The organism is Bacillus sp. 05T22, assembly GCF_056396765.1.
This window is the reverse complement of record NZ_JBFTMC010000101.1, coordinates 1-15816: the sequence shown is the minus strand read 5'-3', so window position 1 is coordinate 15816 and position 15816 is coordinate 1. Positions and strand designations below refer to the sequence as shown.

Annotated in this window: 19 protein-coding genes, 4 pseudogenes and 2 riboswitches; of the genes and pseudogenes, 13 read left to right on the top strand and 10 right to left on the bottom strand. The window is 36.1% G+C overall.

Annotated features, from left to right (window positions below; all coding sequences use genetic code 11):
* Window positions 1-59: 59 nt before the first annotated feature.
* From AC1DIT_RS22400 to AC1DIT_RS22375, 6 genes are all read right to left on the bottom strand, one after another.
* Complete coding sequence (locus tag AC1DIT_RS22400; protein ID WP_016133234.1) at window positions 60-335, bottom strand: hypothetical protein; 276 nt, start codon at window positions 333-335, stop codon at window positions 60-62.
* A 331-nt stretch (window positions 336-666) separates the two neighbouring features.
* The gene (locus AC1DIT_RS22395; protein ID WP_016116133.1) at window positions 667-1179 is read right to left on the bottom strand and encodes a cupin domain-containing protein; all 513 of its coding nucleotides are present in this window, start codon (window positions 1177-1179) and stop codon (window positions 667-669) included.
* On the bottom strand, window positions 1157-1795 hold the full coding sequence (locus AC1DIT_RS22390; protein ID WP_476998408.1) for a methylthioribulose 1-phosphate dehydratase: 639 nt from the start codon (window positions 1793-1795) through the stop codon (window positions 1157-1159). The genes AC1DIT_RS22395 and AC1DIT_RS22390 overlap by 23 nt, the downstream gene beginning before the upstream one ends.
* Window positions 1792-2451: a 2-hydroxy-3-keto-5-methylthiopentenyl-1-phosphate phosphatase gene (locus AC1DIT_RS22385; protein WP_016116131.1), complete on the bottom strand. Its 660-nt coding sequence runs from the start codon at window positions 2449-2451 to the stop codon at window positions 1792-1794. The genes AC1DIT_RS22390 and AC1DIT_RS22385 overlap by 4 nt, the downstream gene beginning before the upstream one ends.
* On the bottom strand, window positions 2448-3692 hold the full coding sequence (mtnW, locus tag AC1DIT_RS22380) for a 2,3-diketo-5-methylthiopentyl-1-phosphate enolase (RefSeq protein ID WP_476998407.1): 1245 nt from the start codon (window positions 3690-3692) through the stop codon (window positions 2448-2450). Before mtnW ends, AC1DIT_RS22385 begins: the two co-directional genes overlap by 4 nt.
* A gap of 64 nt (window positions 3693-3756) precedes the next feature.
* A riboswitch (SAM riboswitch) is annotated at window positions 3757-3862 on the bottom strand.
* A 52-nt stretch (window positions 3863-3914) separates the two neighbouring features.
* Window positions 3915-5105 (bottom strand): pyridoxal phosphate-dependent aminotransferase, encoded by a 1191-nt coding sequence (locus AC1DIT_RS22375; protein ID WP_016116129.1) that lies wholly within the window; start codon window positions 5103-5105, stop codon window positions 3915-3917.
* A 14-nt stretch (window positions 5106-5119) separates the two neighbouring features.
* Here AC1DIT_RS22375 and AC1DIT_RS22370 point away from each other — a divergent pair, with 14 nt between their 5' ends.
* The 3 genes and pseudogenes from AC1DIT_RS22370 (at window position 5120) to AC1DIT_RS22360 (ending at window position 7041) form a co-directional block, all read left to right on the top strand.
* Entirely contained in the window at window positions 5120-5986 is an 867-nt protein-coding gene (locus AC1DIT_RS22370; protein ID WP_033671490.1) for a carbon-nitrogen family hydrolase, read from the top strand.
* A 74-nt stretch (window positions 5987-6060) separates the two neighbouring features.
* Window positions 6061-6202, top strand: a riboswitch (SAM riboswitch).
* 90 nt (window positions 6203-6292) lie between these two features.
* A pseudogene (gene mtnK / locus AC1DIT_RS22365) lies at window positions 6293-6697 on the top strand (S-methyl-5-thioribose kinase); the annotation flags it as partial.
* Window positions 6698-6879: 182 nt separating this feature from the next.
* Window positions 6880-7041 (top strand): YvrJ family protein, encoded by a 162-nt coding sequence (locus AC1DIT_RS22360; protein WP_016116126.1) that lies wholly within the window; start codon window positions 6880-6882, stop codon window positions 7039-7041.
* 44 nt (window positions 7042-7085) lie between these two features.
* Here the strand turns inward: AC1DIT_RS22360 and AC1DIT_RS22355 are convergent, their stop codons facing one another.
* A complete protein-coding gene (locus tag AC1DIT_RS22355) occupies window positions 7086-7862 on the bottom strand; it encodes a 3-hydroxybutyrate dehydrogenase (protein ID WP_016116125.1) in 777 nt (258 codons plus the stop codon).
* Between the two features lie 178 nt (window positions 7863-8040).
* Between AC1DIT_RS22355 and AC1DIT_RS22350 the strand changes: the two are divergent.
* Window positions 8041-8238 (top strand): annotated as a pseudogene (locus tag AC1DIT_RS22350) (hypothetical protein); the annotation flags it as partial.
* A 150-nt stretch (window positions 8239-8388) separates the two neighbouring features.
* Here AC1DIT_RS22350 and AC1DIT_RS22345 read toward each other — a convergent pair.
* Window positions 8389-9006 (bottom strand): ImmA/IrrE family metallo-endopeptidase, encoded by a 618-nt coding sequence (locus AC1DIT_RS22345; protein WP_016116123.1) that lies wholly within the window; start codon window positions 9004-9006, stop codon window positions 8389-8391.
* Between the two features lie 309 nt (window positions 9007-9315).
* Between AC1DIT_RS22345 and AC1DIT_RS22340 the strand changes: the two genes are divergently transcribed.
* The 3 genes from AC1DIT_RS22340 to AC1DIT_RS22330 all read left to right on the top strand — a co-directional run bounded on the left by AC1DIT_RS22340 (window position 9316) and on the right by AC1DIT_RS22330 (window position 11494).
* Window positions 9316-9609 carry a DUF3928 family protein gene (locus AC1DIT_RS22340; RefSeq protein WP_003199881.1) on the top strand — a complete coding sequence of 98 codons (294 nt, stop codon included), beginning with the start codon at window positions 9316-9318 and terminating at the stop codon, window positions 9607-9609.
* A gap of 119 nt (window positions 9610-9728) precedes the next feature.
* The gene (locus AC1DIT_RS22335; RefSeq protein ID WP_016116122.1) at window positions 9729-10178 is read left to right on the top strand and encodes an NUDIX hydrolase; all 450 of its coding nucleotides are present in this window, start codon (window positions 9729-9731) and stop codon (window positions 10176-10178) included.
* Window positions 10179-10318: 140 nt separating this feature from the next.
* The gene (locus tag AC1DIT_RS22330) at window positions 10319-11494 is read left to right on the top strand and encodes an acetyl-CoA C-acetyltransferase (RefSeq protein ID WP_016133233.1); all 1176 of its coding nucleotides are present in this window, start codon (window positions 10319-10321) and stop codon (window positions 11492-11494) included.
* A gap of 64 nt (window positions 11495-11558) precedes the next feature.
* Here the strand turns inward: AC1DIT_RS22330 and AC1DIT_RS22325 are convergent.
* Window positions 11559-11960, bottom strand: a pseudogene (locus AC1DIT_RS22325) (AAA family ATPase); the annotation flags it as partial.
* A gap of 233 nt (window positions 11961-12193) precedes the next feature.
* On the opposite strand from AC1DIT_RS22325, the pseudogene AC1DIT_RS22320 reads away from it, so the two are divergent.
* The 3 genes and pseudogenes from AC1DIT_RS22320 to AC1DIT_RS22310 all read left to right on the top strand — a co-directional run bounded on the left by AC1DIT_RS22320 (window position 12194) and on the right by AC1DIT_RS22310 (window position 13976).
* Window positions 12194-12932, top strand: a pseudogene (locus AC1DIT_RS22320) (DUF4184 family protein).
* A 25-nt stretch (window positions 12933-12957) separates the two neighbouring features.
* Entirely contained in the window at window positions 12958-13710 is a 753-nt protein-coding gene (locus tag AC1DIT_RS22315; protein ID WP_033671444.1) for a hypothetical protein, read from the top strand.
* 80 nt (window positions 13711-13790) lie between these two features.
* Window positions 13791-13976, top strand: coding sequence for a hypothetical protein (locus AC1DIT_RS22310; RefSeq protein WP_016116117.1), 186 nt, complete (start codon window positions 13791-13793; stop codon window positions 13974-13976).
* Between the two features lie 41 nt (window positions 13977-14017).
* Here the strand turns inward: AC1DIT_RS22310 and AC1DIT_RS22305 are convergent, their stop codons facing one another.
* Window positions 14018-14443, bottom strand: a complete 426-nt coding sequence (locus AC1DIT_RS22305; RefSeq protein ID WP_371388635.1) for a DUF3997 domain-containing protein — start codon at window positions 14441-14443, stop codon at window positions 14018-14020.
* 157 nt (window positions 14444-14600) lie between these two features.
* Between AC1DIT_RS22305 and AC1DIT_RS22300 the strand changes: the two genes are divergently transcribed.
* The 3 genes from AC1DIT_RS22300 to AC1DIT_RS22290 all read left to right on the top strand — a co-directional run.
* Window positions 14601-15056, top strand: coding sequence for an RDD family protein (locus AC1DIT_RS22300; protein ID WP_016116115.1), 456 nt, complete (start codon window positions 14601-14603; stop codon window positions 15054-15056).
* 279 nt (window positions 15057-15335) lie between these two features.
* A complete protein-coding gene (locus AC1DIT_RS22295) occupies window positions 15336-15434 on the top strand; it encodes a hypothetical protein (RefSeq protein WP_016133232.1) in 99 nt (32 codons plus the stop codon).
* A gap of 65 nt (window positions 15435-15499) precedes the next feature.
* Window positions 15500-15816 (top strand): SDR family NAD(P)-dependent oxidoreductase (locus AC1DIT_RS22290; RefSeq protein ID WP_476998406.1); only part of this gene is annotated, 317 nt, incomplete at its 3' end.

Here is a 15816-nt window from a genome sequence, read left to right as displayed (position 1 = left end):
GTTGTATTAAGGTAGATGTATTGTGAGGATATAAAAATGTGAGATACAATGTAATGGGATTATAAGCTAGAAGCACGACGAGAGCGTTCGATTGGGAATGGAATGATTTTGGCCATATGATTGCGACTAAATTGCTTTGTACGAGCGTGACGTAATATATATAATGCAAAGAGAATAGCGACAGGTATAGCACCGTACAAATCAAAAAGTAAAGCGCTTACAGAAGATGCAACAAAACCTAACATACCGATTTCTAATTCCTCCATAATTGCCCCGAGAATAGCAGGAATAGCTCCACAAGTAACTCCAAGTATAAGTGCTATAATTAAATTCATGTTCTTCCTCCTCTTTTTGCGGTTTTCTGTTCAATTCATTTTCTATTATTTGTATTATATCATAATTTAAACAGAATTTTCAGAAAAAATTCAAAAAATGTTCAAAATTTATTGAGAAACATACTTGATAAAATGAAAAATATCATGAGGAACCATTCGCCCTTGATGATGAATCCTCATCCATCAGGAGATATTGCAAGGGGAGAGAAAATAAAAAAGCAGGCTTATTTCATATTCGTGAAATAAGCCTGTTCCATAGGAGGATGTATATATGTAGAGTGAATAAAAGGAAGGAAAAGGGGATCCAATCCCTTTTATTCAACTAACTACCTTAATAAATAGGAACCCAGCCTTCTGTTGTAACGAAAATACGAATAGCTACAACTTGGCGATCATCTTGTAATGTGAAATAATGTCTTGCATTTTCAGGTACAGAAATTAGATCACCAGGCTCAAGTTCAACATCGAAGAAGCGACCATCCTTGTCTTGGATAGCAAAGATACCATGCCCACTGACGATAAAGCGAACTTCATCGTCAGTATGATAATGCTCTTGTTTAAAGTTAATTAATAACTCATCGAGGTTAGGTGTTGCATTTGAAAGGGAAATAACATCATGTACTTTATAACCTCGACGTTCTGAAACATCAGTGATTTCATTGGAAAATACTGTTAAAATTTCTTTTTTGTTTTCATCAGTTAAGAAGTAGTTTTCTTTTAAATGAGTAGGAAGTTTTGAAATATCCCATTTCTCATATAAAACGCCTTCTCCATGTAAAAATTGCTTTACTTCCTGTTCATTTTCAATACGGGTATTTATTTCATGAATACGAATTTGCGCCATGTGAAACGCCTCCTTGAATTGATAATAGTTTTATATGAAATTGGAATAAAAACTCATATGCTTCTAATCTTTTCTTTGCATCAAAGCTATCTTTTCCCCAAACGGTAATGCCATGGTTGCGAATCAATATAGCTCCAGCATCATCATGAATATGTTTTCGGAAATCTTCTCCTAACGTTGGAATATGAGCGTGATTTTCAATAATTGGAATTTTGATAGTGRCTCCTTCTTCCCATATATTAAGAGCTTTAATAATTTCTTGATTAGAAAATGAGATTTCTTTGTCGTATACGTTTGTAATTACATTGTTATCAATTGTATGGACATGTAAGACACATTCAGCTTCTGTATGATTGTAAATATGAGTGTGTAGCAATGTTTCTGCTGAAGGGCGTAAATCGGTTTCTAAAACAGCCTTTCCAGTTTGATCAACTAATAGAAAATCATCAGGTGTTGTTTTCGTTTTATCTCTTCCGCTTGCTGTAATAAGAAAGGTCATTGGAGTGTTACTCACTTTTATTGAAATGTTTCCACTTGTAGCAGGAAACCAGTTGCGATCCGTTAATTCTTTCTTTAATTTACTCAATTTTTCCCATTGACGAAAAAGTTGTCTCATTTTATCACCTCCAACAATTGCTGAACTTCTGTCTGTATGTCATAAAACGTTTCAAATGCTGTATAGGAAATTTGATGTTCTTGGCATTTTGTAATGAGAAAATCACGAGCGAATACTTTATCAGCAAGTTTTGCTGCTTGTAAATCTGTAATTGAATCTCCAATTACAATGTTAAAATCACCGTTTAAACTTAATTGCTGAATCAGTGTTGATTTGCAAAGACCGCATTTGTTTTTACAATGTTCATCGCAAGGATGAGGCCAGTTTACTTTAATTGTTTCCCCTGAAAAATCAGTCGTATTGCAATAAATATGATCTGGGCTGATTAGTCCTTTGAGAAGAGGATAGACGAAAAAATCCATTCCTCCTGATATAATATGAAGTGAAATCTGATTTATTTGGACAAACTGTGCAAACTCTTGGAATCCAGCCCGAATCACCGCTGTTTCTTTTATAAAAGTAGTGATGTCATCTTGTAAACTTGTAGGTAAAAGAGAAAACAATTCCCCTACACCTTCTTGAATAGAAAGTTCTTGTGATAGAATTTTTTGTTTAATCGTTTTGGCTTCTGGTGGAGCAAATTTTTCCATAATCGCAACGATATTATCATTGTTCGTAATCGTACCATCGAAGTCACAAAAAATTTGAAGACTCATAGTTTCACCCCACGTGATGGATTCCCCCATAATTGCAGTGCAGCATGTAAATCAGTGTTATCTACTTCATGCAATGGTGTTCTTTGCAAAGTGGCATCAATTGCTGCTCGAAATGCTCTTCCACCGCCTTGCRCTCCAGCTGGGTGACCATGAATACCACCACCTGCGTTAATGACAACATCCTTGCCAAAATCACGAAGGATAAACGGAACAAAACCAGGGTGAATACCAGCTGATGGAACAGGAAAGCTTCGTTTTAAAGAGTGATCTTTTTCAGTTAGTTTACTTGTAATAAGAAGAGCTTCTTTTTTTTCTAGTGCAACACTGCCGTATGGTGATGGAAATAAAGAGAAATCTGCACCAGCATAACGAAGTAGCTTTCCAAGTAGCAATGGATAAGAAAGTCCATATAATTCCGATGAAGCGTATGCGCCGCTTACAGCAGGATGTGCCATAATTGGAATCGATATATCATCATCTTCCGCAAGTGATTGCAATACATCTAATCCATACGAGAATACATTGAACAGAAGAATATCTGCACCAGCTGTGGCGGCACGTTTTGCATTTTCTTTAAGATCATATGTACGCCCTGTTAAATTCACTGCATATAAAGTCTTATGACCATATGTTTCGTATACAGACTGTAACACTTCTTTTCCAGAATGAATTCGTTTTGTGAGCGGTGTTAATGGATTTTCAAACAAAATCTCATCATCTTTTACAATATCTACACCACCAATTGCTTGATCACGGAGCTGTGTTTTTAAATATCCTATATTGCGTCCAAGCATTCCTTTGAAAATGCTCATCAGAAGTGGACGGTCGTGAATTTGTAAGAGATTTCTAATGCCCTCAATGCCAAATTTAGGGCCAGGGAAATGTTCTTTTAAGTCATCTGAAAATGTTAAATCAATCAGTTTAACTTCGCCATCTAGTGATAATTTTCCAAATGTTGTTGTCAAAATGGCTGGTAAATCAGGGCTGAAATTTAGTGATGGATAATGAATTTTAATGAGTCCACGTGTCGCTTTTTTTCCGAGATACGTATTTACATGCTCTTGTTCTTCTAATTGTTCTACATGAATGACATTGCCCTTATGTTGTTTTAATTGTTCTTGTAATAAGTGTGGTAAATGAGTCCATGAACCAATTGTTAAACCGAGAGCGATTTGTTCTGCTTTTTGGTTTAAATTATGAGAATCATCATGGATTAAATAGGTTGCTGTTATTCCGCTCATTTTTATAACCTCCTAGTTAAATAAAAAAACCTCTCAGCTAAGGAGAGGTTTTTTTACAACCAGCTCCTTATCTGTCAGCGTAATGCTGCGAGAATTAGCACCGTGCCTACAATTGTAGATCGGTTGCCGGGTTTCATCGGGCTCGTCCCTCCACCTGCTCTTGATAAGAAGTATTTAGAAATGTTTGAATTTTTACGATATCTGAATTTTGACAGAGTTTTTTTAGGATGTCAATGGTTTTTTGAAAATTTTTAATTTCTGGATTCGTTGAACAGCTTCTTGTAGTCGCTCTTCTGTATGTAATAATCCAATACGAACGTAGCCTTCGCCATGTTCGCCGAACCCGACTCCAGGTGCAACTGCTACATGTGCTTGTTCTAGTAATATATCGGCAAACTGTTCAGATGAAAAACCATCGGGAACGGGAAGCCAAGCGAAAAAAGAGCCTTTTGGTGCGACTACATTCCAGCCGATTGATTGACAAGCTGAAATAAGGGCATTTCTTCTAGATTCATAACGATCAACTAGTTCAGTTACACAAGATTGTGAACTTAATAGTGCCTCACGAGCAGCCTCTTGTACAGCGCCAAAAATGCTGACATACATATGATCTTGCAATAAATTGATTGTTTCAATTACACTTTCGTTACCGATAGCAAAGGCGATGCGCCAACCAGCCATATTAAATGTTTTTGATAATGTATAAATTTCAATGCCAACATCTTTCGCGCCATGTGCTTGTAAGAAGCTAGTTGGCTTGTTACCATCAAAACCAATTGCTCCATAAGCAAAGTCGTGAACCACTAAAATATTATTTTCATTTGCAAATGTAATTGTTTCCTCAAAGAACTCTTTTGATGCGACAGCACCAGTTGGATTGTTAGGATAATTTAAAAACATCAATTTCGCTTGTTTGGCAATAGTATCATCGATTTTAGTGTAATCTGGTAAGAAATCATTTTCTGGTAATAACGGCATCGTTTCAAATTTTGCTTTTGCTAAAGCGACACCTGATAAATAGTCAGGATATCCTGGATCGGGTACAAGAATTGGATCACCAGGATTTGTAAAACAAATCGGTAATTCAACAATCCCTGCTTTTCCGCCAAATAAAACAGCAACTTCTGTTTTAGGGTTTACTTTGACTCCATATTCACGTTCATAGAACGTTGCAACGGCTGTTTTTAAGTTTTCATGTCCGCGAAATGGCGGATATTTATGATGAATTGCTTTTTCTGCTGCACGTTGTAAAGCTGTTACGATATGCGGCGGTGTTGGTTGATCTGGATTGCCTTGCCCTAGATTGATAACATCGTGACCTGCTTCAACCACTTGGTTAACTTTTGCAACAAGTGAAGCGAAAAACTGTGTTGGTAAGGATGTTAAAATCTCGGAAGGTTGAAAATATTTCATACTTTCCACCTCTTTTGAAAGTTGTTACAATTCTAGTGACAAATGATATAACCTTTCCAAGTTTTTGTAAAGAAAAAATAATTGAAAATGGGGCGGATAAAATGAAAGTCGCATGTATTCAAATGGATATTGCTTTTGGTGATGTGAGCACAAATATTGAAAATGCAAAGAAAAAAATAGAAGAAGCGATGCAAAGAAAACCAGACGTTATTGTATTACCAGAACTTTGGACGACTGGTTATGATTTAAAACGACTTCCTGAAATTGCAGATGAAGGAGGAATACAAACGAAAGAACTTCTATCAGAATGGGCGAAGCAATTTGCGGTGAATATTGTTGGGGGTTCTGTTGCAAAGCAAACAAAACAAGGTGTTACGAATACGATGTATGTTGTGAATCGCGAAGGTGAAGTGCAAAATGAATATAGTAAAGTACATTTGTTCCAGTTAATGGACGAACATAAGTATTTAATAGCTGGTGATGGAACTGGTGAGTTCACGTTAGATGATGTGCAGTGCGGGGGGACAATTTGTTACGATATTCGTTTTCCGGAATGGATGCGTGTTCATACTGTAAGAGGGGCAAATGTATTATTCGTTGTAGCAGAATGGCCGCTTGTTCGCTTAGCTCATTGGCGTTTACTTCTTCAAGCGAGAGCGGTAGAAAATCAATGTTATGTGGTTGCATGTAATAGAGCAGGAGAGGACCCGAATAATGTGTTTGCTGGACATTCTCTTATTGTTGATCCATGGGGAGAAATTGTAGTAGAAGCAGGAGAAGAAGAATCTATTTTACATGGGAAGCTAAATTTAGAAAAAGTTAAGGAGGTGCGTAAGGGAATTCCTGTCTTTACTGATCGACGTCCAGAATTATATAAATAAAAAATATTGACAAATGATTTTTATTCTTGTTATAGTCTGTAGCAGAAAGTTAAAAATTCAAATAAATCATGCAACTCTTATCAAGAGCAGGTGGAGGGATTTGGCCCGATGAAACCCAGCAACCGACCGTAATACCATTGTGAGATGGGGCGTTTATGCGCCAAAAAGGCACGGTGCTAATTCCAGCAGAAAGGATAGCTTTCTGACAGATAAGAGGGGAGAAGCTGAACTTCAAACCTCTTTCTTCATGGAAAGAGGTTTTTCTTATGATGAAAAACCTCTGAATTAAAAAAGGGGGATAAGAAAATGGGATATCGTTCATTAACAGAAGAAACAGCAGTTCAATATGTAAAAGAGCATGGATACTTTGAGAAAAAAGCAAAGGTAACTTGTCATGAAATAGGAGATGGAAATTTAAATTATGTATTTAGGCTCCATGATGGAGAACGAGGTATTATCGTAAAACAGGCTCTTCCATATGCAAAAGTCGTTGGAGAAAGCTGGCCACTTTCGTTAAGAAGAGCCACAATTGAAAGTCAAGCATTACAAGTTTTTGCAAAATATGTACCAGAATATGTTCCGAAAGTATATGGTCATGATGAAGAGTTAGCTGTGACAGTAATGGAAGATTTGTCAACTCTTACAATTACTCGTAAAGGATTGAGTGAAGGGGAAGACTATCCGCCTATGGGTAGGGGCGGTCAGTTCCTTTTTTAGCCCCATACCATATGAAAATAGAAGGAGAAAATGAGTGGAGAACTTCTTTTGTTTTCATAACTGCGACTTATATGTCGGAAAATTAAAAGGGGTATATATAATATACAGTGGCTTGTTTTTTATTGCCCAATTTCCTTTCTTTTGCTTATTTATTTAAAAGAAAGGAGGGGAAATAGATGGGGGAATGGATATCTATGATCGGTAATGTTGGATTTCCAATTGTTGTGACATTATATTTACTGCATCGTATTGAAAGTAAATTAGATGGTGTAATTGTTGCAATTGAGAAATTACCACAACAGATGACAAGGTATGAAGCTCCGCACGAAACAAAATGACAAAAGGCTTTGCTCTCAATGAGCAAAGCCTTTTGTAACAAAGATTATTGCGTCGTATAACCCCCATCAATAACAACTGCTTGGCCGGTTATTCCTTTTGCTTTTTCACTTGCTAAAAATAAAGCATAATCGGCAATTTCCTGAACAGCTAGCAATCGTTTTTGAGGTACGAGGGGATAGATGACATCCTCTAATACTCTTTCTAGTGGAACGTTTCGTGTTGTCGCTAAATCTTGGAGTTGATTCCTGACAAGAGGCGTATCAACATAGCCTGGGCAAAGAGCATTTACAGTAATGCCGTGTACAGCTCCTTCTAAGGCAGCAACTTTTGTTAAACCAATCACACCGTGTTTGGCACTATTATAGGCAGCCTTTCCAGCAAATCCGACAAGACCGTTAATAGATGCAATATTAATAATTCGTCCATACTTTTGTTTTTTCATAATTGGAAACGCATGTTTTATTGCAATGAACGGCGCAATTTGCATGATTTGAATAAGAAGTTCAAACTTATCGGTTGGAAATTCTTCAATTGGTGAGACGTGTTGCATACCAGCATTATTTATTAACACATCAATTGAGCCGAAATTAGTAATAGTTTCAGAAATAGCTTCGGATATTTCTTGCTCAGATGTAACATCACATCTTAGACCGATTGCCTCATATCCTTCCTTGCGCAACTGTTCAGCAGCTTCCTTTGCACGATCTTCAAGGCGATCACTAATGACCACTTGTGCTCCTTCTTTTGCAAATACATTTCCCATTTCATAACCAATACCACTTGCAGCACCTGTTAAAAAGACAACACGATTTGTAACCACAATGAAAAACACCCCTTTATATAGAATTTATCCTATTGCTCTATTTAGAGGAGGTGTAACGAAAATCCTGCAAAGATTTTGGGGGAAATGTGGTTATCTATTTTGCATAACAGGATAGAGGAAGGATTTGGATCATGTCGACAAGTCAAATGCTGAAAGGGAGGGGGAGGCGCAAGTGATGATATCAACAGAAGCGCAGAATTTTTTGTTAAATATGAGAATCTTTTTGGCGGCAAAGGGTGTCAAAAAAAGTGATATCGAGAGTTTTTTAGAAGATGCAGAACTACACTTAATWGAAGGTGAGAATGATGGGAAAAGTGTAGAGGATATTTTCGGAAGCTCACCGAAAGTATATGTAAATGAGCTTGTTCGGATAGGGGTTATAAAATTAGCTATTTTATTTGTTCTTGTAATGATTCATACAAAATTAGAGACAAGAAAAGTGAATATATAGGATCGCCCTTTCTTTGTGGCTGGTATTGGGCATATAGACTGGAATATTTTATTTTAAACAGTAACGAATGGGTTACTGTTTTTCTTTGTGTAATAAAGAACTTTGTAAAGATAATGCTCGCTGTTCTTTTGTTAATAAAGAATCAATGTGTACTTGATCAGGACGAGGTACGATTGGATACATGAGGTTTGTGGAAGAAGGGTGATGTTCAGAGCCGGTTTGCGAGTGAGGGTCAGCATGTGTAAGTTTCCCTTCTATACGTCGTGTGAATAAAATATGACCAATTTCATGAGCAAGCGTATATATATTTTTCATAGGAGAAGCGGCGTTAGTAAGGATGATATAACCTGTGAGGATTTGGTTTATAACAAATGAATAGGCACATGCAATTACGGACTGCTCTTTAAAATAATCGCTTCCAATATAACAAATATAAATATCACAATTTGGAACTTGTGATGAGCAAGTGTTAAAAAAAGAAGAAACTTTTGGTTGGATTTGGATAGAATCAATATAACTAATTTCACCATCGTGAAATCTAAATGATTCATTTAGTATAATAACGTCTTTAATTTGAAATGAAATTGGCTGCCATATTGATTCGGCGACTGCTAAGTCTTTTGCAATACGGTCGTCTGTAATATCGGAGCCTGGAGTAATGCAAATACATATATTTACGTATGGATCCATTAGAAACACCTCAAATGGAAAACAGTCTATTGCTATACTGTATGTGACGGGAAAGTACTATGTATGGATATAAACCCTATAAAGGGATGTATTTTAATAAATTGAAAAAAATCCAATATGTATATAAATTGAGAGAAGGTACATTGGTGTAATTTGTTTATTGATAACTGTTTTTTTGACTGACAAGCAAAATATAGATTAATGCCGAGCGGAATATAAGAATGAGTAAAAGAAGTCGGAAAATATTCATAGTTTAATTACATTATATGTTATTTATTCTGCTATAGTAAAAGAAAAGGGGGAGAATGTATGTATACATTAAAAATTGTATCAGACCGAGAAGCTGTTTACCAGTTTGCAAGTTATGTAAAGGTGGTTCAAGGGGTGAAGGATGTATATGTGGAAGTTGGAGAGTCTTTATATGAACATCCACTTATGAAATTTTATGTACAGGTAACGATTGAAGAGACATATGAACAGCAAAAAACATTACAAGAAATCGCTCGGTTAGTAGAATTAGGGCGCTTTACATACGTTCATTATCGAAATGAAGAGATTGAAAAAGCATTTGAAGCAGTTAAATATGAAAGTTTTCGAAAATAAATGTAATGAAAAGGGAGCGAATGCTTCCTTTTTTGTTAGTAGGAATATTTTTTTACATCACACAAAAAAACAAGGAATTTTGCTATGATAAGGAAGGAGAGGAAAGGAGAGTTTATATAATGGGGTATATTGAAGAATTACGAAAATCAGTCGGTACAAGGCCGCTCATTCTTGTAGGAGCAGCTGTGATTATTTTAAACGAAAAACAAGAGGTATTGCTTCAATATCGTTCGGATACATATGATTGGGGTGTACCAGGTGGCGCGATGGAACTAGGAGAAACAACGGAAGAAACGGCTCGACGAGAGCTATTTGAAGAAACTGGGTTAGAAGCGAAGATGTTGCAGTTTCTTGGTGTTCTTTCTGGGAAAGATGTATATTATCGTTATCCAAATGGGGATGAAATTTATAATGTGATTCATCTGTATCAGGCGCATCATGTGAGTGGAGAAATAGAGCTTGATGAAGAAGGATTGGATCTCAAGTATTTTCCTGCTGAAAAGTTGCCAAATTTAAATAAAACAACAGAGAAAATTTTACAAAAATTTTTATATGCGTTAACAGAATAGAAGGGAATATTCCTTCTATTTTTATTATATTAAATATTTTGATTTTTTAGTATGTTCGTAGTATGATAAATATAGATATACATCTTATGCTATTCCATCCAAAAACTTACTAGGGTACATAAGAGAGGGGCAAGTGCAAGATGCATAATGTTGTCATTACAGCTGCAGTTCGTTCGCCAATTGGAACTTTTGGAGGAGCGCTAAAAAATGTAACGCCAGTAGAATTAGCTGTTCCTGTACTTCAGGAAGCTGTAAAAAGAGGCGGAGTGGAACCACATGAAGTTGATGAAGTGATTTTAGGTCATTGTATTCAAAGAACCGATGAGGCAAATACAGCGCGAACAGCTGCATTAGCAGCAGGATTTCCAGATACGGTTACAGGTTATACGATCCAGCGTCAATGTTCTTCAGGTATGCAAGCGATTATGTCAGCGGCAATGCAAATACAATTAGGCGTAAGTGAAGTTGTTGTTGCAGGTGGAGTAGAAGTGATGAGCTCAAGCCCTTATGTATTGAAACAGCACCGCTGGGGACAACGTCTTCAGCACGGAGAAATTCGTGATACGGTGTGGGAAGTTTTAGAAGATCCGTTGCATCATATTATGATGGGCGAAACAGCGGAAAATTTAGTTGAACAATATGAAATTACAAGGGAGGAACAAGATGAAGTTGCGCTGCGTAGCCATCAATTAGCGCTTCAGGCAATTGAATCAGGCTATTTTGATGAGCAAATTGTTCCTATTACAATAAAAGAGCGTAGAAAAGAAGTAGTATTTTCAAAAGATGAACATCCACGTGCAGATATTACAGCAGAAAAATTGGCGGGGCTAAAGCCAGCATTTCGTAAAGGTGGATCAGTAACTGCAGGGAATTCCTCGGGTATTAATGATGGAAGTGCAGTTTTAGTATTAATGAGTGAAGAAAAGGCTAAGGAGAAAGGCTTACAACCATTAGCTAGAATTGTTGGTTATTCTGTAGCTGGGGTAGATCCGAAGATTATGGGGATTGGTCCAGCACCAGCAATTCGTAAAGGTTTAGAGAAAGTAAATTGGTCATTAGAAGATGCTGATTTATTGGAAATCAATGAAGCCTTTGCTGCACAATACTTAGCGGTTGAGAAGGAACTTGGCTTAAATCGTGAGAAAGTAAATGTCAACGGAAGTGGTGTTGGACTTGGACATCCAATTGGTTGCACAGGTGCACGTATTACGGTAAGTTTAATTCACGAATTAAAAAGACGAGGTTTAGAAAAAGGAATTGCATCTCTTTGTGTCGGTGGTGGCATTGGGGTAGCGTTATTTATAGAAGCACTATAAAAAAGAAGGAGCAGCGAGCTGCTTCYTCTTTTTTTTGTATCGACGAGTAATATTACCTTTTGCTTTATGATTGGAACAAATGATGAAACAAGCGATCTCGATTCTCAAAAAAGAGTTTCATCGTTTGATAATGCTCAGTTTCCTCTAGGATTGCTTCTGTGATTCCTTCTTGTGAGAAAGAATATATATTGGACTCTGGATAAGCCATCAAAATAGGAGAGTGAGTTGCGATAATGAATTGTGATCCTTTCTCTGCTAATTCATGCATACGAATGAGCAGAGAAAGCTGCCTCATTGGAGATAAAGCTGCTTCAGGCTCGTCTAAAATATATAAGCTTTGTCCTGCAAAACGGTTCATAAATAAAGAAAAAAATGATTCACCATGTGATTGATTGTGTAAGGAAATACCACCATATGAATCAATAACCTTACCTCCCAAAAATTGTTCAGAATCAATTTCATCGATAGAAAAAAGCCTATATACGTGGTTATAAAAAGTTCTAATAGAATAAGGAGGAAGACAAATATTAGGGACAAAATGATATCACTTCTATTTCCTAAGTATTACATTTGGATTGTGTCATGTAAGTTGTAGATATTCCAATGTCAAAATAAGTATTGCATATCAAGAATCGATATCGTTATGATAGAGGGTGTCTTACATAGAAATATTTTTTTAGTTTCAGAAGGGAGTAACATATGCTGTTTACATTTGCGCATCCTGCTGCTGTCATTCCTTTTTGCAAGAAACAACGATATGTTTCAGTAACAGCGCTAGTATTAGGAAGTATGGTACCCGATTTTGAATATTTTTTGCATTTTCGACCATACGGTGTCACTGGACATACATTTAGGGTTCTTTTATTTGAACTTGCCGCTCGTTTTTAGTCTGGCGTATATGTATCACTATATTTTAAAACGACCATTTATAAAGCATTTACCCCGACCGTTTTCAGTCTACTATCGTTATGTAGCATCTATTCCATGGAGGCTTACTCCAGGGAAAGAAATTTTTGTTTTTCTCTATTCTGCATGATTCGGTATGCTTACACATGTCGTTTGGGATGCGTTTACCCATAAGACGGGTTATTTTTTTATGAATTTACCATCTCTACAACAACGTATATATTCCATGCCGATATATAAATTCATGCAGCACGGGAGTACATGTCTTGTTTTTTTGCTGCTTATATATGTTGTTCTATGGAAACATCGAGATTTTCAAACAAAAGTAAATATAGTTTCAGCAAGAGAGAAAAGGAAATGTTGGGGATGGCCGATGATTAAGGCGTTAGTAGTGTTTACTATGCACGCGTTGCTAGACCCCTATTTTCAAATTTTACAAATAGGGAGTATAATAGTTTCTGGATTTACAAGTGTTTTTTGTGGTCTATTCATTGTTTCCGCAATATACGAAACAAGAGAAGAATCGAGTTAGTATGAATGAGAGTGTTAGGAGTAAGATGATGAAAGTATGGAAAAGTGTTTGTATTTTATGTAGTTCTATCGTTTTGCTAAGCGGTTGTTTTCAAAAGGAAGAAAAAAAAGAAGTAAAGAAAGAATCTATTCCAGAAACAACTGAATACGGTGGCAAGGAATTAAAGAAAGTTGGACAAGTTGTAAAAGAAAAAGGATGGGGAACATTTAAATTAGAAAAGTTAAAACATGTTAATCAAACGTTTGAAGTAGCTCCAATGAAAATTCATGTACAAGATGTAAAGGTTATTGCATTATCACAAATGAGTCAAGATGCAAAAGATACATTGAAAGTATATACAGCATTAAGTCCAGAAGAAGTGCAGCGTAGACTTGGAGACAAAGTCAATCGAGAAGATGCTGAGTTGTACGCTTCGTTAAGTGGAAAAGACATTGGAGATAAAGTGCGTTATGTTGAAATTACATATAAGGTAGAAAATAGTGGAGATAAAGACATGCAGTTTTTCTCTATGAATGATATTACTATTAATGAAACGCAGCAATTTAATGTCCCAAAACAAAACTTTTTATATGAGGAGGATACGCTTGTAGGTACAAAAAGTGTTACAAGAGAAGAGTATAAACCAGGCGAGACGAGGGAAGGGATAATTGGATTAATACTCGAGGATGAGAAAAAAGAGATTAATCAAATCTCATTTACAACAGATGTTCTTGCAACGGGTGATACACATGAAACGGTTACAGAACCGCAAACATTTAACATCTCACTGTCTAAGTGAGATGTTTTTTGTATAGAAAAAGAACAGGAAATTTGTCAAATCAAAGCGAATGTATTATAAAGTGCAAAGGGGGAAGAAAAATGGAAAAAAGATGTTACGAATGCGGTAGTAAGGAGATAGAAAAAGGAACGATAGCACCAGACCAAAAAGGTTATCTTACTTTATTTGCACAGGCAGTCGCAGAGGTAGAAATTTGTAAAAAATGCGGTACTGTTATCGCGATAACAGGGGAACATCCAAGTTATAAAAATCAGCAAATGGACTGAAAAAATATACTATTTTTGGTTCTTGAAATAAACAGCCGTTATTAGGCGTTTGCTGACTGTTTGTTTTGCTCATTTAAATAGGTTTCTACGGTTTGTAATTGTTCAGAAATTCGAAATGCTTCTTTTTGTTCCTGAAATTGTTTCTCATTATAAGGACCAAAACGACGATTGTTGTTCATATCAATAATCCAGTAATGTTCGCTCCGTTTATTTGTAATACTAGATTCTGGGTTATTGGGATCGGATTTTTCTTCAATTTGTTTTGCAATAATATATATATCGTCCCAGGCAATTTCTACAATTTTAGCTGGGACATATTGTGTAGCATATACAGCGTCTTGTTTTGGAAAAAGTTCAAATGCATTTCCGGAAGTATTTATTAGTTCATATTCTTCATTGATGGTGTAAGCTGAATGGCTAGAGTTTGCTGTGCAACCAGTCAAAAGTATAATGGCAATTACGGTCATCAATCGCTTCAATATGAGACCCTCCTTATAAAATGCTTGTGGTAAACATATTGTACAAGAAAAGGAAAAGAAACGCCAATATATGAGTTGTTTACAATGGTTTTTAGAAATGGTACGATGAGACAGGTAAAGAAGGATACAAAGGAGTCGACATAAAATGAAGTTAAAGATGCATCGTCCAGCGGTAGTAATGAATCGCATAGGTGCTTCCATTATCGATATGTTTTTAATCTCGGTTATGTACGGTGCTGTTGTGGCAGTTGTAACGGGGAATTATGGAGCCATTTTCAATCGTTTTAATATAAGCTTAGGTGATTATCGATATGATCTTGCGCTTGTTTTTATATTAATGGCTATCTATTTTATTTTTGTTCCATTTATATGGAATGGCTGTACAATTGGTAAAAAAATAACCCGAACAAGACTTGTATCATTAACAAGTGAAAAGTTAACAATTCAAAGGCTAACAGTACGGTTCTTTGTATTGTTATTACCAAACATATTGTTGCTTGGAATTCCATCTATCTGTAACGTATATATGATGTTGTTCCGTCACGATAATTGTGGGTTCCATGACTTAATTATGAAAACGAAAGTGATGAGTCTCGTTTAAAGAATACTAGGATAGAATGATAAAGAGTTATATTTAGGACGTATTAAAAAAATATATGTACCCTTAAATTTTTACAAAGTTCGATAAATTTAATTGGTATAATGGAGTTCATATAGGGCGGACATCTCCTATAGAGTACCCTCCATATTGATGTAGGATGTGTTAGAAAGTAAGCAAAAGCAAACTTTTAACATATCCTATTTTTTTGTTAATTAGATTGAAAATTAACAAAATGATATAATGAATGAAATAAGTGTGTTATATAACAAGGGGGACGAAATGACAGAAAGTAGCTTAATTTTTGGGAGGATACTTATTTTTATCGGTCTAGCTTTTGATCAATACAATAATAAGAAAAAAGGGAAAACAAATAAGTGAACGTTTACAAATGGGAGTGTTGGCTTTTCCTGCTTGCAGAGCTACGGGCGAAAGGAGTATACTGAATGACGGTAAGACTTACAAAAGGGGTAATGACGATGAAGCTTGCAGGAAAAGTTGCCGTTGTAACTGGCGGTGGCATCGGTATTGGACGTAGTACAGCTCTTTTGTTGGCAGAACAAGGTGCAAAAGTAATTGTGACGGATATTGATCAGGAAAATGGACAAGCCACGGCGGAGGAAATTATAGGTTTAGGTGGTGAAGCACTTTTTGTTACCCATGATATGGCGAAACAAGGAGATTGGCAACGTGTCATTGAAGTTGCTATTGACGCTTATAATCGTATTGATGTGCTCTTTAATAATGCGGGGTTATATAAAAT

Excerpts from the sequence above, each read along its gene's own strand:
- AC1DIT_RS22300 (WP_016116115.1), top strand. The coding sequence starts at position 14,601 with ATGAAGTTAAAGATGCATCGTCCAGCGGTAGTAATGAATCGCATAGGT.
- AC1DIT_RS22345 (WP_016116123.1), bottom strand. The coding sequence starts at position 9,006 with ATGGATCCATACGTAAATATATGTATTTGCATTACTCCAGGCTCCGAT.
- AC1DIT_RS22295 (WP_016133232.1), top strand. The coding sequence starts at position 15,336 with ATGACAGAAAGTAGCTTAATTTTTGGGAGGATACTTATTTTTATCGGT.
- AC1DIT_RS22375 (WP_016116129.1), bottom strand. The coding sequence starts at position 5,105 with ATGAAATATTTTCAACCTTCCGAGATTTTAACATCCTTACCAACACAG.
- AC1DIT_RS22400 (WP_016133234.1), bottom strand. The coding sequence starts at position 335 with ATGAATTTAATTATAGCACTTATACTTGGAGTTACTTGTGGAGCTATT.
- AC1DIT_RS22360 (WP_016116126.1), top strand. The coding sequence starts at position 6,880 with ATGGGGGAATGGATATCTATGATCGGTAATGTTGGATTTCCAATTGTT.
- AC1DIT_RS22330 (WP_016133233.1), top strand. The coding sequence starts at position 10,319 with ATGCATAATGTTGTCATTACAGCTGCAGTTCGTTCGCCAATTGGAACT.
- AC1DIT_RS22310 (WP_016116117.1), top strand. The coding sequence starts at position 13,791 with ATGGAAAAAAGATGTTACGAATGCGGTAGTAAGGAGATAGAAAAAGGA.
- AC1DIT_RS22340 (WP_003199881.1), top strand. The coding sequence starts at position 9,316 with ATGTATACATTAAAAATTGTATCAGACCGAGAAGCTGTTTACCAGTTT.
- AC1DIT_RS22385 (WP_016116131.1), bottom strand. The coding sequence starts at position 2,451 with ATGAGTCTTCAAATTTTTTGTGACTTCGATGGTACGATTACGAACAAT.
- AC1DIT_RS22315 (WP_033671444.1), top strand. The coding sequence starts at position 12,958 with ATGATGAAAGTATGGAAAAGTGTTTGTATTTTATGTAGTTCTATCGTT.
- AC1DIT_RS22305 (WP_371388635.1), bottom strand. The coding sequence starts at position 14,443 with ATGACCGTAATTGCCATTATACTTTTGACTGGTTGCACAGCAAACTCT.
- AC1DIT_RS22335 (WP_016116122.1), top strand. The coding sequence starts at position 9,729 with ATGGGGTATATTGAAGAATTACGAAAATCAGTCGGTACAAGGCCGCTC.
- AC1DIT_RS22395 (WP_016116133.1), bottom strand. The coding sequence starts at position 1,179 with ATGGCGCAAATTCGTATTCATGAAATAAATACCCGTATTGAAAATGAA.